Source organism: Parabacteroides goldsteinii DSM 19448 = WAL 12034 (assembly GCF_000969835.1).
Lineage (GTDB): Bacteria > Bacteroidota > Bacteroidia > Bacteroidales > Tannerellaceae > Parabacteroides > Parabacteroides goldsteinii.
Genome location: NZ_KQ033912.1, coordinates 2181422 through 2198985 on the forward strand (window position 1 = coordinate 2181422; position 17564 = coordinate 2198985).

10 protein-coding genes are annotated in these 17564 nt (G+C 41.0%); 5 read left to right on the forward strand and 5 right to left on the reverse strand.

Annotated elements, in window-relative coordinates:
• Window positions 1-22 precede the first annotated feature (22 nt).
• The 5 genes from HMPREF1535_RS08095 to HMPREF1535_RS08115 form a co-directional block, all read right to left on the reverse strand.
• Entirely contained in the window at window positions 23-1645 is a 1623-nt protein-coding gene (locus HMPREF1535_RS08095) for a RagB/SusD family nutrient uptake outer membrane protein (RefSeq protein ID WP_046145810.1), read from the reverse strand.
• 15 nt (window positions 1646-1660) lie between these two features.
• A complete protein-coding gene (locus tag HMPREF1535_RS08100; RefSeq protein WP_046145811.1) occupies window positions 1661-5011 on the reverse strand; it encodes a TonB-dependent receptor in 3351 nt (1116 codons plus the stop codon).
• 130 nt (window positions 5012-5141) lie between these two features.
• Window positions 5142-6155 (reverse strand): FecR family protein, encoded by a 1014-nt coding sequence (locus tag HMPREF1535_RS08105; protein WP_046145812.1) that lies wholly within the window; start codon window positions 6153-6155, stop codon window positions 5142-5144.
• 56 nt (window positions 6156-6211) lie between these two features.
• The gene (locus tag HMPREF1535_RS08110; RefSeq protein WP_009860543.1) at window positions 6212-6775 is read right to left on the reverse strand and encodes an RNA polymerase sigma-70 factor; all 564 of its coding nucleotides are present in this window, start codon (window positions 6773-6775) and stop codon (window positions 6212-6214) included.
• A gap of 750 nt (window positions 6776-7525) precedes the next feature.
• On the reverse strand, window positions 7526-8737 hold the full coding sequence (locus HMPREF1535_RS08115; protein ID WP_046145813.1) for an ROK family transcriptional regulator: 1212 nt from the start codon (window positions 8735-8737) through the stop codon (window positions 7526-7528).
• 277 nt (window positions 8738-9014) lie between these two features.
• Here HMPREF1535_RS08115 and HMPREF1535_RS08120 point away from each other — a divergent pair, with 277 nt between their 5' ends.
• The 5 genes from HMPREF1535_RS08120 to HMPREF1535_RS08140 all read left to right on the forward strand — a co-directional run bounded on the left by HMPREF1535_RS08120 (window position 9015) and on the right by HMPREF1535_RS08140 (window position 17503).
• Entirely contained in the window at window positions 9015-12320 is a 3306-nt protein-coding gene (locus HMPREF1535_RS08120; protein ID WP_046145814.1) for a SusC/RagA family TonB-linked outer membrane protein, read from the forward strand.
• A 25-nt stretch (window positions 12321-12345) separates the two neighbouring features.
• A complete protein-coding gene (nanU, locus tag HMPREF1535_RS08125) occupies window positions 12346-13881 on the forward strand; it encodes a SusD family outer membrane lipoprotein NanU (protein ID WP_046145815.1) in 1536 nt (511 codons plus the stop codon).
• A gap of 246 nt (window positions 13882-14127) precedes the next feature.
• Window positions 14128-15045 carry a dihydrodipicolinate synthase family protein gene (locus HMPREF1535_RS08130; protein WP_046145816.1) on the forward strand — a complete coding sequence of 306 codons (918 nt, stop codon included), beginning with the start codon at window positions 14128-14130 and terminating at the stop codon, window positions 15043-15045.
• A gap of 5 nt (window positions 15046-15050) precedes the next feature.
• On the forward strand, window positions 15051-16253 hold the full coding sequence (locus tag HMPREF1535_RS08135) for an AGE family epimerase/isomerase (protein ID WP_046145817.1): 1203 nt from the start codon (window positions 15051-15053) through the stop codon (window positions 16251-16253).
• A 5-nt stretch (window positions 16254-16258) separates the two neighbouring features.
• Entirely contained in the window at window positions 16259-17503 is a 1245-nt protein-coding gene (locus HMPREF1535_RS08140; RefSeq protein ID WP_046145818.1) for an MFS transporter, read from the forward strand.
• Window positions 17504-17564 lie beyond the last annotated feature (61 nt).

Sequence of the window (17564 nt, forward strand, 5' to 3'; positions counted from 1 at the left end):
TTTTTTGGATTTAAAATTTTAATCAATATCCCGGATTCTGAGTCAGATTCTTATTGATATCCCGTTGTGACTGCGGAATAGCGAACAAGTAATCTCTATCTTTATTGAAAGATCTCTTATCCAATTGGATATACTGTGTATTATCCGCAGCAAATTTAGCTCCGCGAGGATTGCCATTTAGTGCCGTCTCGATCGTTTTCCAACGACGGATATCATAGAGTCTTGTCCCCTCGATAGCCAATTCACAACGGCGTTCGCGGCGTACAATAGTCTGCATATCACCTGAAGCCGGGTAATTCAAAGCAGAAGCGTCTGTGAAACCGGCACGTTCGCGGATCGGACGGATCGTCTTGTTCCAAACGGTTTCGTTCATCTCACCCAGTTCTGTTTTTGCTTCAGCATACATCAATAAGACATCGGCATAGCGCATCAGAATCAGATTCAAGCCGGAAGCAAGACCTGCCGGAGCGGTCGGATCAAACCATTTACGGAGATAATAACCTGTAGCGGTGGAGTTCTGTCCCGGACCGATATATTCATCCAGATTAGCAGCACCTGCATCGGCAGAAGAACCCGGTTTGATATAAATTGTGGACGTTTTGCCGTTACCGTCTGTCCACTGGTAACCATGGTAAACGATAGTAGCCTGCAATCTAGGATCTCTGTTTATGTAAGGATCGTCTTCTTTATAGCCGGAACCACTTTCATGAATCGACCGGCCATTTTTCATGATATAATCGTCCACCAGTTCCTGTGTCGGAGCAAAACCGTTTACACGTCCGCCCACAGACAAGGGAATCCCATCGTACATTTCACTCCAGGTTCTCAGATTCAGCAGATATCCCATATCCAGGATCACTTCGCTGTTGTATTCGTTTTCCGGCAAGAACAGACCTGCATAGCTTGAAAATAATGCATATTCACCATATTCGCCATTGATTATTTTCTCGCAGACAGACGAAACATTCTGCCAGTCGTTCTCATACAGATAAGTACGGGCGAGCAGAGTCATAGCAGCCCCTTTTGTGATCCGGCCGTTATCAGCTGCCGCATATTCCTGTCTTGTCGGCAATGTACCGACGATATCATTCAGTTCGTCACGGACAAACTTGATAACATCCGCTTTCGGCGAGCGGGCAATCGTATTAGCCTCTTCGATTGTCAGTGTATAGTCAAACAAAGGAACATCGCCATAATTATTAGCCAGGCGGAAGAACAACATGGCCCGAATGAAACGTGCTTCTGCCTTCATCCTGTTTTTTAATGTTTCATCCATGTCGGGGACACGATCAACATTTTCCAGGAATGTGTGGCATGTTTTAATGCCTTCAAAACATTTTTTCCAATCTTCAGAGAATCGCCCCAAAGCGGCGTTTGCCTGACCCGAAGTAATCAGTTTCTCATCCGTACTACCACGCCCTTCGTATAAGTTGTCCGATAACCGTTCGTCTGCGAAGAAATAGCCGGAACTCATCATCTGACTGTAAGCCATGCTCAATACGGAAGAAGCCTTTGCCTCGGAAGTCCAGTAATTCAAATCCGTAAACTTATTGGTAGGAGCCAGATCCAAATCATTACAAGATACGAATGATGCAAGTATAGCGCATGCTATACTTGGCAAATATTTCAAAATATTCATTTTCATAACAAAGTCTATGTCTTAAAATTCTATATCCAAACCAAATCCATAATAAGTCAGTGTCGGGTAGTTACGTCCGCTGTTTGCCCCGATGCCACCGATGCCCCCCATATCGCTGCCGAATTCAGAAGATTCCGGATCGATAAATGAGTTCTTGGTAAATGTCAACGGATTTTCGGTATTTACGCTGACACGCAATTTTTGTACACCAAACTTCTGAGTCAAAGCTTTCGGTAAGGTATATCCGATCTGGATATTCTTTACACGTAAGTAAGCTGCATTCAACAAATAAATATCTGATCCGGCCATACCCCAGTTGTTCGTAGAAGAAGATGAACCCGGGGCAACTAAACGAGGCCATTGGGCATCCGGATTTGTCGGAGTCCAGAAATCCAACTGATGTTGATAAATACAATAGGAATAGTTTGAGTGGAATGGTTCTATCAACTCACCACGCAGATACATGGAACGTTTGCCCACACCTTGCAGCATGACGTTCAAGTCAAAACCTTTCCATGTCATATTATAAGTGAAACCGAATGTATAGCGCGGAAATGCATTACCCAGTATCACACGGTCTTTCTCGTCAATGACACCATCGTTGTTCTGGTCAACATACTTCACATCACCGGGTTGAACGGAAGCTCCTACCGGCAGCGCACTGTTCGCAATCTCATCGTAACTCTGGAACAATCCGTCTGTTTTATAACCGAAATATGAACCTAACGGCTGCCCTTCACGAATCAATTTATACAACTGGTCATTCTGGTCGATACGTTCTTTTCCTCCGAAATCAGTCACTTTATTCTTTGAGTCGGAAATATTGAAATTGAAGTTATGATGGAAATCGCCGGAATTTAATTTGTAGTTGATCGTTAATTCCCAACCTCTGTTTTTCATTTCGCCGGCATTCTCCTTGGCTGCGGAACCGCCATAGATGGACGAAACTTCCGGTGTTAACAATATATTAGATGTCTTCTTATCAAAATAGTCTACGGATAAGAATAAATTCCCGTTCAGGAAGGTTGCATCAGCACCAATATTAAAGTTAGCTGATTTTTCCCATGTCAGGAAGGCATTACCGTCTGTATAGCTCGTTCCCGGGACGGATATGCCATTGAATACATAGCCGTTGTTGTTCATCTGGTAGACAGTCTGGTAAGAATAATTGTCCACATTCTGATTTCCCAGTACACCGTACGATGCTCTCAGTTTCAAATCGCCGATGTTACTCTTATACGTATCCATAAAGGCTTCTTCAGACAAACGCCAGCCGGCAGAGAACGAAGGGAAGAACCCCCAGCGCTGATCTTTGGCAAATTTTGAAGAACCGTCATAACGGAAAGAAACATCTCCATAATACTTATCCATATAATTATAGCCTACACGACCAAATACGGAAGTTATACTTGTCTGGTCCGTATCATTGTTCGAGTTTTTGTTATCTTTATTCTGGATGGATTCGTCTGTCGTCGGCAATCCCAGGTCTTCATCCGTGTATTCCCAGGCAATACGGCTTGCCTGTTTTGTGTAAGATTCGTTTGAAACACCGACTAATGCGCTTACGTTATGGACATTATTAAATGTACGGTTAAAATCCAATAAGAATTGTGTACTCAGAGTATAACGCTTTTCATTATAATCTTCAGTCATTGTATTGGAGTGCATGTACAGTACCGGATTCTCCAAATCGGCAGAAGAATACAACGGCACTTTCTTGTCGCGACGATAACGATGATGCTGGGTCAAATCCAGACCAACCAAACCGGTTGCTTTCAAACCATCGATGATCTTAACATCAAGGTTCATACTTCCGATAAAATTGTCTTCGTCTTTCTTTTCATAACCGCCGTCCTGCAACAATGCCAACGGATTGTCATCGCCGACTATATCATTGACCAAATATTTGTCGCCTTCCATAAATTTGTAGTAATAATAAGAAGGGACACGGGATGAGTTGATGATCGTGTTTCCTGTACCACCGGCCACGGTTCTGTCTTTACGACGGTTATAAGCCATCAAGGATGTCAACTTAAAGCGTCCGTATTCCGTACTCAGATTACTACGGAAGTTATAACGTTCCATACCGAAGCTACCCTGGAAGTTACTCTCCTGGTTATAGTAACTGGCGGATACCATGTAGGTCGTATTTTCACTACCTCCGGATACGTTTATGTTATAGTTCTGTTGGAGACCGGATTTGATGATTTGGTCATACAACCATTCTTCTTCATTACGGTGATCATACAAATCACGAATCTGGGTGGGCGTGAACTGGGGAGCACTACCCACATTCATATTTGCCTGGTTTCTCAACATGGCGTTTTGCCAGCCTTCGACTGGTGAAAATAAAATATGCGGGTCCTGAATACCGACCTGTCCATTGAACGCCACAACAGGTTTACTGCCTTTAGAACCCTTTTTAGTCGTTACCAGGATAACACCATTTGCAGAACGGGAACCATAGATGGCTGCACTACCTGCATCTTTCAGGACAGATACATTATCAATATCGTTCGGGTTCAGATTGTTCAGAGTCGATGAACTCGATACCAATCCATCAATAACGATCAGCGGGTCATTGTTCCCCATCGTACTGACACCACGGATGTTGATGTTCATACTGTTATCGTTCGGATTCGCATTTTTACTCTGGATAATAAGGTTGGCAGAAGCTCCCTGCAACGCCTGAGTCGCATTGGTTACCGGACGATTTTCAAAAATCTCGCTGTTCACCTGGTCCACAGATCCGGTAATACTCTTACGGGAACGGGTACCATAACCGACAACCACTACTTCGTCCAGTTTCTGGGTGTCTTCTTTCAATGTAATACGAAAATCACTTTTCCCTTTCAGAGATACCGATTGTGTCAGATAACCGATGAAAGAAACGTCCAATGTACCATTTTCCGGAACTTCTAACGAGAAATTACCGTTAAAATCAGTAACCGTACCGTTCGTTGTTCCTGAAACAACGACGTTTGCACCGATAACAGGCTCGCCTGTTTCATCGACAATAACACCTTTTACGTTCTTTACTTTCTGATTGACCGCATTTTGGGAGGGAGAGGTAATGACGAGATAGTCACCTTTTACCGAATAAGTATAGCCTGTACCAGCCAGCACCTGACTCAATACATCCAATACTTCCGCATTTTTCTGATTAAGCACAACTTTCTTGTTTACATCCAACTGTGTACCATTATAGGCGATTTTGTACTTGGATGAAGCTTCAATCTTTTGGAATGCTTCCTTTAAAGAAACAGTTCCTTCACTAAAGGAGACCTTTTGCGCATTGATCTGCAGGCAACCTGCGATCAAAAAGCTCAGACAATAGGTTCCAATTCGTCTGGATTTGTGTTTGTTCTTCATATGTAATTAAAATAGTTAAACAATTGCACCGATTTGAGTACGTACTCATCTATAATGACAGATGGAAAAAACGTTGCACCCAATCAATCGTAAAACTTTTTCAAATTACATGTGATTTTTTTATTGTTTCCTATTTCAGATAAATACTTTTCCCGTCAATTTTATATTCCAGACCGGGTATCAACTCTTTCAGAAGCATGAATATATTTTCTACCGATTCATTTTTATTAAAATGAACTGTCAGCAGATTCTTATTATAGGCAGATGTCTGCAAATGTATATCCAATCCATATGTACGTTGCAGGATACGAATAATATCAGTGAATGAATAATTATCAAACAGCAAACCTCCCTCACGCCAATCAGAATAATCGGCAGAAACAACCTTTCTCACATCAACGCTTCCGGATTCTATATAATAGACCAATTGTTCATCAGGCACCAGGTGAAAACTTTTCCCCTCTTCATCCTGCAAACGGACCTGTACAGCCCCTTCTTCAAGCGTAGTCGCAATCTGCCCTATTTCAGGATAAGCAAAAAGATTGAACCGGGTACCCAACACCTCGACATTCAGTGTCCGGGCTTTAACGATAAACGGTTGTTCCGCATTCTTTTCCACCTCAAAATAACCTTCACCTGACAAATAAACCTCACGTCTGTCTCCCACAAATATAGAAGGGTATATCAGTACACTACCGGAATTCAGCCAGACCCGGCTACTGTCAGGCAAAACAATCTGCTCACGTTTTCCGGCAGGAACAAAATGTTCTATCAGCGAAACAGTCGCCAACACATCTTTCACACTGGTTGCCTGCCAATAAAAATAGACGGATGTGGAAAACATAATCAATGGTAAAAGCCATATAGCTGTCAGTTTTACCCAAAACGGTATGATCCGCACATTTTTTGATGCGGATTTTTTCTGTTCTGTAAAACCTAAATTCTTACTCAATATGGAATAAGCCTGCCGGGGACGAGCTTCATTCATTTCCGGAAATCCCATAGTATCCCAAACCGATTGCAATGCCTCATCAACTTCCGGTCTGTCTTCTTTTTTCAATAACCGTCGATGTATCTTCCAGTTCATCTCCTCCGGGAGATCATGGTGAAAGAAATAATCAACTATTTTTTTTATATAACTCATTTCTCCTTTACGATTATATTATAAAGACTACTCTCATGCTATTCACCCCTAATTTTTTAACACAAATAAAGTATCAATAGGTATAATAAGATTTTTCTTAACTCTTTTAACGCCAGATTCAAGTGATTCTCTACCGTCTTCTTGCTCAGATCCAATTTCTCTGCGATCTCTGCATTCGATAATCCCGCCTCACGGCTCAGCTGATAAATCAGTTTACGCTGAGGCGGCATATTAGCCACTACCATATCTATCAAAAGTTGTAAATCTTTTGCTATCAGATCTTCATCCGGTGAGTCATGAGCCTCTTCCTCAAAAGGCTTTTCATTCAACCTTTCTATACGTATTTGTCGAGCCTCCAAAAAATTAAAAGTAGTATTTTTAGATAAAATGAACAGATAAGCTCCCAAATTCCTGACATCGGCAAACATACTGCGACTTCCCCACACTTTTGAAAAAACCTCCTGGGTAATATCTTCCGCATCTTGTTGCGATTTAACCAAGCCGTATACAAAATTGTGGACTTTAGGATAATAGTGCATGAATATTGCCTGAAAAGCATCTTGGCTTCCCTGGACCAGTTCCTTCACTAATAGTTCCTCGTTGATAGATTTTGTTAGCATAGCAGCAAATATACGAAGCTAATATTTAAATCAAAACGAACACTGACAATTTGTTTCGTCTAAATAGATTTTTTATGCCGCAATAAGAGCATAAAAAACAATCTATAGATATAACATCTTTTTAGAGGTATGTATCTTCGTTTAATATACTTTTAATTCAAAATGACTTAGTTCTTAGAAGACTACGGTTAGCTTTTATGCATTCAATTATCTCATTTTTTAAAAGTATTTACTAAAATCTTATATACCCTTATGAGATTGCATATTAGCAAGTAACAATCATCTTTTTTAGTTCTCTTACTTTGTAATAAAGTGCTGAATGGAATACCGCCAGTACTAAAAGAGTAGAACTCATTTACAAAAAAGAGGTTCCAAAGATAATTCAATGCATTAAAAAACAACTACAGTTAACTTTTCATTTTACATAACTAAAGGACTCTTCTAAATTGTTTTCATAAACTCAATATCTCCCAATCACTTGATCGATACATTTAATTACACCGCAAATATAAATAAATATTTTTAATATAGAGAAGAAATAAATTAAATATTCTATCAAATATATCTAAAACGAAAATAATCATTTACAGATATTGTTTTGAAGGGAAAGTACGTAAATATTAAAAGAGAGCGATAAATGCATGCTCTCTTTTGATAAACAAATATTCCGCTCACATCGCAGAAACAACAATATCTATTTTATTGTATTACAAAGTTTTACTATCAAAGTCTTATTAATAAAAATATTAATTAATAACGAATCATTCCCAACATTTTGCTTCGTGAAAGCAAGCATGCACCCAGTGCACCTGCTCGTTCTCCTAGCCTGGAGACTTTGATTTCGGTATCCTGAGAAACCAAATTAAGAGAATATTTCCGTATAGCGCTTTTAATAGGCAGACTGATATATTCGCTGGTCAAAGACAAAGTTCCACCGAGTACCACCAACTCCGGGTTGAAGATATTCATAAGTCCGGCAATTCCACGGCCCAGCTTCTCACCCATTTCTTCCAGGATTTCGATACAAAGCACATCTTCCTTCTGGATTGCCTCTATCATATCGGCCATTTTTATCTTCTCTTTCTTTTCTATTTTTTCAGCGAGTATAGTACTGCTGCCTTCGCGGTAACGTTCCAGCAACTTACGATGCAAGGCAGAACCGGATGCTTCGGTTTCAATACACCCCTTTTTACCGCAATGGCACAGAATTTCGTTATCAAAGAAACAGAAATGTCCGAACTCACCGGAAAAACCGGACTTGCCATAATACAGTTCACCGTTTATAAAGATGGAAAGTCCTAATCCCCATCCCATATTAATGAACAATATATTTTTTTCTCCCTTTACGACACCTTGCATATATTCACCATACATCATTGCACGGGTATCATTTTCTATATAAATTTTTATATTAATGCGCTCCTCCAGAATCTGGGATAACGGTTTTTCTTCAAAATAAAAAATACTGTAGCTATAGCCTGACACAGGATTAACACGCCCCGATATATTTACACCTACAGCTAATACTTTTTCGCGAGGAACACTCAATCGGTCAATAAAGTCGTTAATCAGATTACATAATATCTCCAATGCCTCTGGTGTATTCTCCAATGAATACGGAATATTTTCTTCTACACGTAACTTGTCTCCTTTGAAATCGACAGCTGCAACATTAATTTTGCTCCGGAAAACATCCACGCCAACAAAATAACCAGAAACCGGATTCAAACCATAGATATTCGGTTTGCGCCCCCCGTTAGTCTCCTGTTTTCCAAAATCCAGGATATAACCGTCATCCAGTAATTCTCCTACCAGCTTCGTTACGGTAGGAATACTCAAATCCATTTCCTTGCACAATTCTGCAATTGTGGCATCACCATTAGCTATATAATAATGTATAATCTTCTTTTTTAATAATGCACTACGATTGCTATCGGCCGTGATAAGGAATTTTGTATTCATGGTACTATTTTTTTTACTTCTGTCATTTGAATAAACAAAAGTAGATAAATATTCTTCAAATAGTCCTCTGAGTAAATAAAAAAAATATGTAACAGTCGATCTTGCAAATCCAATTTATGCATCAGAAATCGTTCTAGCATTCAAAAACAAGGGATCCTTTTAATTAAAAAAAACATAATACATCATAGTCTTCTAAGAACTATGTCTTCATACGACACAAACATTAATTTATCAAAAAGAGTCAACCTTAGTTATTAACAAATAAAAGTAATTTATTATGAAGAAAAATTTTCTAATTTTAGTGCTTGTTATGTTGCTTCCTGCTTTTGCATGGGGACAAAAGCAGATAACTATCACAGGAACGGTAATGGACGAATCTAATTTCTCCGTACCGGGTGCTTCTATTGTAGAAAAAGGAACCACAAATGGTACTGTTACTGACCTTGATGGTAACTTCTTCATTATTGTATCTAACAAAAATGCTATTCTACAATTTTCATTTATCGGCTACAAAACACTGGAAGTTCCGTTAACCGGAAAAACAAAAGTAAATGTTATCTTACGTGAAGATACGGAACAACTGGATGAAGTTGTTGTTACCGGTTACGGTGGACAACAAAAGAGGGCAACCCTAACCACCGCTATTTCCAAATTAGACAACAGAGCACTGGAAAATGTAGCAATTTCTAATGCCGGACAATCATTACAAGGAACTGTAAGTGGTTTACGCGTTGTAAATACATCCGGTAAACCGGGAGAAGCCCCTAATATTGTCTTACGCGGAGGTGCGACAATTACCGGCGATCCAGCAAACAATCAGGCACTTGTTGTGATTGATGGTATCGTACGTTCCATGAATGATGTAAACCCTGCCGACATTGAATCGATTCAGGTACTAAAAGACGCAGCTTCCACAGCCATTTATGGAGCTCGTGCTAACAGTGGCGTTATTCTGATAACGACTAAAAGAGCCAAAGAAGGGAAAGCGACTATCTCATACAAATTTAAAGGAGGTATGAATTTTGCCCGTAAAGGATATGAGTTTCTCGGAGCCAGAGATTTTTTATATTATAACAGACTTGGTAACAAATACATTAATGATGCTGGCTATACCAGAACATTACAACAGGTTAACAATACAACCGGCTACGGGACAAATACCGGCGACCATTTCTCTGTTCATTATCTAACAGAAGAAAATAAACATCTTCTAAATGAAGGATGGGAACAAATGACAGACCCGTATGATGGCGAAGGTCAGTTAATCTTTAAAGACTACGGTGGCCAAATGATGGATATAGCATTCAATGATCCTTCATTTACTCAGGATCATTATCTTAGTGTTACCGGAGGAAATGATAAAGCAACCTTCCTGACATCTTTCGGATATTATAATGAACAAGGACAAGTTGTAGGTACTTCTTATGAACGTTTTACAGGAAACGTCAACGGCTCTTATAAAGTACGAGACAATATTAAAATCAATGCTGGAGCCACTTATTCTTTTTCAAAAAAACCCGGATTATGGATCAGTGAAGCACAGCTCTTTTACCGTTCAATGAGTTTATGGCCAACCTTAAATCCTCTTGATGAAGATGGAAATCCGGCATCCGGTCTTGGAGCTGCAGACGGAAATCCTCTTTATTGGAAAGATAAACTACAACGTATCAACAATGTACGACGAACAACTTTCAACATCGGCGGAAACTGGGAAATTATACCCGGACTGGCACTGAATGAAAATAGTTCAATCTATTATATCGACAACGAACAGGAAGACTTCGATAAACAATATCAAACACAGAACAGCACAGTTCCCAACAATACACGTAATGCCCGTGCTATGTACGAACGTCAGTTTCAACAGCAACATAGCGCCACATTGACTTACAATAAATCATTCAAAGAAAAACATAACCTGGAAGCAATGGTCGGCGGCGAATATTTCGACTACAACCGCTTCAAACTACAAGCAAAAGGGAATAAAGGTCCAAGTGACGATATTCCTACATTGAACGGGGCAAGCGACAAAACAGAAGTCTATTCTTATAAGGATGGATACCGCATGTTATCAGGCTTCGCTCGTCTCAATTACAACTATGAATATAAATACCTGTTCTCTGTTGTTGCCCGTTACGATGGCATATCCAAACTAAGCGACAACCGCTGGGGATTCTTTCCCGGTGTTTCTGCCGGTTGGAATTTACACGAAGAGTCATTCTTTAAAGATATGGAAATCGCCAAATATATATCCACCATTAAACCGCGTATCAGCTACGGTGTAAATGGAAATGTCGCCGGACTAGGAAATTATGAAGTATATGGAGAATACAACACAATCAACGACGGTTCCAGTATTCCTATTCCCTATAATGGCAACGTTGGCTTCCTAAATACCGGACTGATCAATAGTGACTTGCGTTGGGAAAAGAGTAATTCTTTTGAAGTAGGTCTCGACCTAGGTTTCATAAACAATCGTTTCAATCTGATCCTAGATTATTATAACCGAACCACCAGCGACCTGCTGACCAGCTTAGAATTACCCGGATATACTGGTTTCAGCAGTATCAGAACAAACCTGGGTAGCTTGCGTAACACTGGTTTCGAGGCAGAAATAAAACTTAATATTCTTTCTAACCCCAAAGCGTTCAGTTGGGATTTTTCATTCAACACATCGCTGGTACATAACAAAATCATTAAACTACCTTATAATGGTAACGAAAATAACCGCCAGGGAGGTATGGAAGTATATGACCCAAAATCTCAAAAAGTGACCTGGGTAGGTGGATATCAGGAAGGAAAGCCCCTTGGCGAAGTATATGCTTATAAACAAGAACGCATTTTCAGAGACTGGGATGACGTAAAAACCAATGCCGGTGACAGATATGACGCAGTTGCTGAACTATATGGTCCAAACAAATGGGCACAGATGAGCGATAAGGAAAAGATCGGCAAAAAACCGATTGAGCCGGGGGATGTTATGTGGGCAGACCTTGATAATAACGGTGTAATCAACGAATATGACCGTGTAAAAGTCGGAAATGTTTTACCCAAATGGACGGGTGGTTTTTCTACAAATCTTTCTTATAAAGATATCTCTTTATTTGCCCGCTTCGACTATGCATTAGGCCATATCATTTACAATGATCTCGCTGCACGTTCACTGGGACAATATCAAGGTTCTTTCAACATAATAAAAGACGTTTATAACACTTGGTCTCCCGAGAATGTAAATGCAGACCTGCCGAAATTCTATTACGCAGATCAGCTAGGCAAGAAAAATATAACACGTTCAAATAATGCGAATCCTAACATCAATAATAATAGCTCCCGTTTCTATGAAAAAGGAGATTATCTAGCATTGAGAGAAATCACATTAAGTTATCGTCTACCTAAAAAAATCATTGAAAAAGCGACACTTAGTGACGCTTCTGTTTACATAACAGGACAAAACTTATTCTATATTACCGGCTATACGGGAATGTCACCCGAACCAGCAATCAAGAAAGACAACGCCGGAGTAGATGAAGGTAGATATCCTATGCCTCGAACCATATTATTAGGTATTTCTGTTTCATTCTGATAATCACTTCAAATTTTTAAGCAACATGAAAAAAATATTTTTATCAATAGCCATCATTTCATCACTCTTTATAGGGGGATGTACATCATTGGACATGAAACCAATCAGTTCTATATCAGATGCAAATTTCTGGAAATCAGCTGACCAGTTCGATGCCTTCATGACCGGGTTACACACTCGCTTCAGAGAGCATGCCTATAATTTCTTCATTTTAGGAGAAGCACGAAGCGACGTTTTCGGAGACTTGCCATTTGGAGGTGAAGCATCACAGGGTGTAGAACGCCTTCCATATAATACCATAAATGAAGAAAATCCAGGTATTTCCAATTACGGAAAATTCTATGAGAATATCAATCAGTTAAACCTGATGATACTTCGTACTAATGAAACTGAAATATTAACCGAAGCACAAAAAAACTATTACATCGGACAATGTTATGGTATGCGGGCATTCTACTATTTCCATATTCTACGATCATGGGGAGATGCTGTCATTACAACCGAACCTACATTTACGGTAGACGTTTCTAACATGACAAAAGAAGCTTCTCCGGTAACAGATGTTATGAAACAAATAAAAGCAGATATCGAAGTCTCTATAAATGCATTTGGTTCCGATTATGCCATCAAGGGACAAAAAAGTATGTGGTCGAAAGCTGCAACATTAATGCTAAAAGGAGAAGTATATCTTTGGTCCGGAAAGCAAATGGGAGGAGGAAACGGAGATGCAACCATTGCCAAAAGCGCCTTGACAGATATACAAAATAATGTATCTGTACTGGGTCTGATGGAAAAATTCAGCGACGTTTTTGCTTATACTGAAAAAGGAAACAAAGAAATCATTTTTGCATTCCGGAATCAACTTAAAGAACACGAGTTATGGAACGGATCTTTTCAAGTGAATTTTCTTCCCTCAAGAAGCTATTTTGGCACCTATTATGATGCCGCAACCGGAGAAAAATTCGATCTGACAAAAGAAAACAGATTAGGGGGAATCCGTCTGGGCATTAAAAAAGAGAATATAAATCGATACGATGACAAAGACAGCCGTAAGCTAATGACACTGAAAGGCGTTTACAATAAACTGGAAGATGGCTCACTGGATCTCATAGGTGTTTTTAACTATAAATATCAAGGAGTTCAGGACGTTGCAGACAATCGTTCTATGTGTGATGATTACCCTATATACCGTTATGCAGATCTTCTGCTCATGTTGGCAGAAGCAAAAGCGATGCTGGGAGAAAATCCGGCTGAAGAAATAAATGCTATACGTCAACGAGCTTATGGAGAAAATTACAATAGCAAAACAATTGGTTTTCCCAATCAGCCAAATGATAAAGATATAAATGAAACTATTTTAGAAGAACGCTTCAAAGAATTTTTCATGGAAGGCAAACGTTGGTATGACTTGCGTCGTTTTGGCAGTGAATATGTATTTAAATATACATTAGCAGAAAACGGTAATACTGACAAGTTATTATGGCCGATAGATAAAACAACGTTAACCAATAACCGTGCTCTGAAACAAACTCCAGGTTACAAACCAGCAGGAGCCGAATAAATTTTCATACATTTTGAATTCCAAAGAAGGCTTATCTTGCACAAAGATACATCCCTTCTTTGGATTTCAATCTTTTCTGATTATTCTTATTCTTCCAAAGTATCACACATATAATAAATCCATAAAAACAACCCACACATATTATAGGGATATTTTCTCAACCAGCCCCATATTATTAAATTATTTTATTTATATTTGCCTCATATTTAAAACAACACACATAACAACTATTAAATACTGCGTACCATGGAAAAGATTAAAGGTCTGATTGATGCCCCTTTTACTCCGTTTTATGAAAATGGAGAAGTGAATTACGAACCTATTGAAGCCTATGCCAAACTTTTAGCCAACAACGGTTTGAAAGGTGTTTTCATCAACGGCTCATCGGGCGAAGGCTATATGCTGACGGAAGAAGAGCGTATCAAACTGGCCGAAAGATGGATGGAAGTTGTGCCGGAAGGATTCAAAGTAATCGTACATGTAGGTAGTACTTGTGTAAAGACCAGCCGTAACCTGGCTGCCCACGCACAAAAAATCGGAGCATGGGGAATAGGTGCCATGGCTTCTCCGTTCCCTAAAGTAAACCGCGTGGAAGAACTGGTGAAATATTGCGAAGAAATTGCTTGCGGGGCACCGGAGCTGCCTTTCTATTATTATCATATCCCGGCATTCAACGGCGCATTCCTTTCAATGGTAGATTTCTTAAAAGCTGTAGACGGACGCATCCCTAATTTCGCAGGAATCAAATATACCTATGAAAGCCTTTACGAATATAACCAGTGCAGGTTATATAAAGACGGCAAATTCGACATGCTTCACGGACAGGATGAGACTATTCTGCCCTGCCTGGCTATGGGTGGCGCACAAGGCGGCATCGGCGGAACAACCAACTATAATGGCAAGGAACTGGTCGGTATCATCACGGCCTGGGAAGCCGGAGACCTGGAAACAGCCCGCGAAAAACAAAACTTCTCACAGGATGTGATTAACGTAATCTGTCATTACCGCGGAAACATCGTAGGAGGCAAGCGTATCATGAAACTGATTGGTCTGAACCTGGGTAAAAACCGTACGCCGTTCCAGAATATGACCGATGCCGAAGAAGCGGCTATGAAAGCTGAACTCGAAGCTATCAATTTCTTTGAAAGATGTAACAAATTCTAACGACTATGGAAGCAAAGACAAACATATCCCAACCGGCAGAATATCTGGGTTACTGGGAAGAAACATACAAAAACGACCTCGTGAACGATGTCATGCCTTTCTGGCTGAAATACGGCATCGACAAAGAGAACGGCGGTTATTTCACCTGCCTTAACCGGGACGGTTCCCTGATGGATTCGAACAAATCGGTATGGTTTCAGGGACGTTTCGCTTTCATCCTGGCCTATGCTTACAACCATATAGAGAAACGTCAGGAATGGTTGCAGGCTTGTAAGAATGGCATTGATTTCATCGAGAAATATTGCTTCGACACAGATGGCCGCATGTTTTATGAGGTGACGGCAACCGGCGTTCCGGTCCGCAAAAGAAGATATGTCTTTTCCGAAACTTTTGCCGCTATCGCCATGGCGCAATATTCCATCGCATCGGGAGACAAAAGCTATGCGGAGAAAGCAGTCAGCCTCTTCAAACAAGTCCTTCATTATAAAAATACACCGGGATTGCTTGAACCTAAATTCCGCGAAGGCTTCGTCGCCAAAGGGCATTCCTTATGCATGATACTGATTGATACAGCCGCCCGCATCCGCGAAGCTATCGACGATGAAATACTGACAAAACAGATAGACGAGTCCATCAACGAACTCCGCCGCGACTTCATGAAGCCGGAATTCAAAACAATCCTCGAAACAGTCGGACCGAATGGCGAATTCATCGACTCCATCCCCGGACGAACCATCAATCCGGGCCATTCCATCGAGACAGCCTGGTTCATCCTGGAAGAAGCCAAGTACCGCAACTGGGACCCGGAATTGAAAGAAATGGGACTGACTATCCTCAACTGGGCCTGGGAATGGGGCTGGGACAAAACATACGGTGGAATCACTTATTTCAGAGACTGCAAGAACCTTCCCCAGCAGGAATACTGGCACGATATGAAATTCTGGTGGCCGCAATGTGAAGCCATCATCGCCACACTTTATGCCTATGAAGTTACCGGTGACAGGAAATACCTTGAAATGCACCGGATGATTAATGAATACACATACGCCCGTTTCCCGGACAGGGAATATGGGGAATGGTACGGCTATTTCCATTATGACGGAACATTGTCACAGCCGGCCAAAGGTAATATGTATAAAGGCCCGTTCCACATCCCTCGGATGCTTCTGAAATGTAACCTGCTTTGTAAAGAAATGCTTTCAAAATAAACGATATGAGCAATAAGAAAATCTATCCCTGGGTAGTTGTCGGCCTGTTGTGGGGCGTAGCCTTACTGAACTATATGGACCGGCAAATGCTCTCCACCATGAAAGACGCGATGATGATAGACATCACCGAACTGGAATCGGCAGCCAACTTCGGCCGCCTGATGGCCGTGTTCCTGTGGATATACGGATTCATGAGCCCTGTAGCGGGAATGATAGCCGACAGGGTAAACCGCAAATGGTTGATCGTCGGCAGCCTGTTCGTCTGGTCGTTCGTCACGCTGATGATGGGTTATTGCACCACTTTCAACCAGATTTATTTCCTGCGCGCCCTCATGGGAGTAAGCGAAGCCTTGTATATCCCGGCAGGATTGTCGCTGATAACCGATTACCACCAAGGGAAAACCCGTTCGCTGGCAGTAGGCATCCACATGACCGGCCTTTACACCGGACAGGCTTTAGGCGGTTTCGGTGCGACAGTGGCAAGCGCCTTTACCTGGGAAACGACTTTCCACTGGTTCGGGATTGTCGGTATTGCATACAGCGTGATTCTTATTCTGTTCCTGAAAGATAAAAAAGACCATATCGTTCATAAAATCAAAGAGGCGGGCGCTGCCGTCGAGAATCCGGTGAAAGGGGCTCTCAAAGGGATGGGTATGTTGTTTACGAATATCTCTTTCTGGATTATCCTGCTTTATTTTGCAACCCCGAGTCTACCGGGCTGGGCTACCAAGAACTGGTTGCCGACATTATTCTCCGAGAATCTGTCAATCGACATGTCGGAAGCAGGCCCGTTATCAACGATTACAATCGCTTTATCTTCGTTTATCGGAGTCATTGCAGGCGGTATCTTATCCGACAAATGGATACAGACCAACGTACGAGGCCGTGTTTATACCGGAGCTATCGGACTGGCATTGACCATTCCATCGCTCTTATTGCTCGGTTTCGGACATAACTTCCTGATGATTGTCGGCGGAGGCTTGTGTTTCGGTATCGGTTTCGGTATCTTTGATGCCAATAATATGCCGATACTCTGCCAGTTCATCTCACCACGTTACCGGGCTACGGCTTACGGTATCATGAATATGACCGGTGTATTTGCCGGAGCAGCCATTACAGACCTGCTGGGCAGGTCGACAGATGCCGGCAACCTGGGGCACGACTTCGCCATGCTGGCAGGACTCGTCGCAATCGCTTTACTCATTCAGATTTGCTTCCTTCGACCGAAAGTGGCAAACATGACGGATTAGTTGAAAATAATATGATTATATTTGACTCAGTATTTAACAAACAACACATATAGAACAATCA